This is a genomic window from Polaromonas sp. P1_E3 (assembly GCF_056405935.1).
Genome location: NZ_JBFUBD010000609.1, coordinates 1 through 1,253, shown reverse-complemented (window position 1 = coordinate 1,253; position 1,253 = coordinate 1). Strand labels below are relative to the sequence as shown.

The 1,253-nt window shown below is 55.8% G+C and carries 1 protein-coding gene; it reads right to left on the bottom strand.

Annotated elements, in window-relative coordinates:
• Positions 1–559: 559 nt before the first annotated feature.
• Positions 560–1,253 (bottom strand): hypothetical protein (locus AC1D0Z_RS22145; protein WP_477660298.1); only part of this gene is annotated, 694 nt, incomplete at its 5' end.

Sequence of the window (1,253 nt, the reverse complement as noted above, 5' to 3'; positions counted from 1 at the left end):
GGTCGGATCAACGCAGATGACATTCGTTCGGGACATAAATACTTTTACGTCCTTCCAACTTCGGAGGGCATTTCTTCTTCTGGTGATACATCAACGTCGCTGCGATACGTCGGGTATGCGGGAGACACCTTCTTCTTTTGGGAACCATCCGTGTCGGTTGTCACAATAGTGCCAGCGAGTACCGTGAAGGCTTTGAGACTGTCGAGAATGCCCAAGCAGCCTCTCGGCTTCTGGCATCAACTTACCAAACGGGATTAATGCCAATGCTCATTACAGACTTCAATCCTGCCTCGGCCCTGAGCACAAGTCCATGTCCCCGCTGCACCCACGAAGGGCTCYTCCTGATAGATCAGGACGAGTACAGGCTAACGTCTCAGCCTGACCGCCACGATCCCAAGGCGATCATCTGCCCGACCTTCTACGTTCGTTGTCCAGTGTGCCGTTTGGCAGCGGAGTGGCCGGACTGCGCAGACACTTGAAAGCATAAGGGTGGCACGGGGGAAGTTGCAATTCGTGCCTCGTAGAGATGGGTTCAGGCATTTTTTTATAAAGTTTTTTACTATGCTTTTGACGCACTTGGCAGAGGTACTCCGTTCGCGTACATCACGCGCGGTGCCGTAGAACCTGCCTGGGCGACAAGAGTCCTGAACGCGTCGCGCCGGTCGTCGCTGATGCCGCCCACCTCGATGACCAGGTAGATGCCCCTCGTGGCTTGCTCGGCGGTCATATAGATCGGCAACTGCCTCTCAAAGCCGTGTGCAAGATTCGGGTTGGAGGTGTACTTGACTTCCACAAGCACCTTCCCATCGAACCCACTGCTGATTTTAAAGTCCACTGGCCCTCGGCCACCATCGCTTTCCGGGGATAGGTCAAGGCCATTCGCCTTGCAGTACGCCGACGCCACCCCCACAAACAGTAGCTGCGCTGCCGACTCATGCTTCAGCCGACCTCCCCTGTCGTAAAGCAGCTTGCACAACTGCCTGTCTTCCAAGAGGAATGCATAGTGTTCGCAGATCGCCATGACGACTTCGTAGACATCGTCTACACCAGCGCCTGTATTTAGCGCAAGCGCGAGGGAATTGCTGGCGACGGCGTGCTTAGCGGCCTGATACCAACTTACCTCCCCTGCGGGGTCGCTGACGAAATCGTAAGGCACGGCCTTTGCCCTTCGGTACTTCTCCACGACCGTGCGGAGACCTTGGGGGGACTCGACGAAGGCATTGCGTAGGCCGTACTTTTTGTCAGTGATTGAC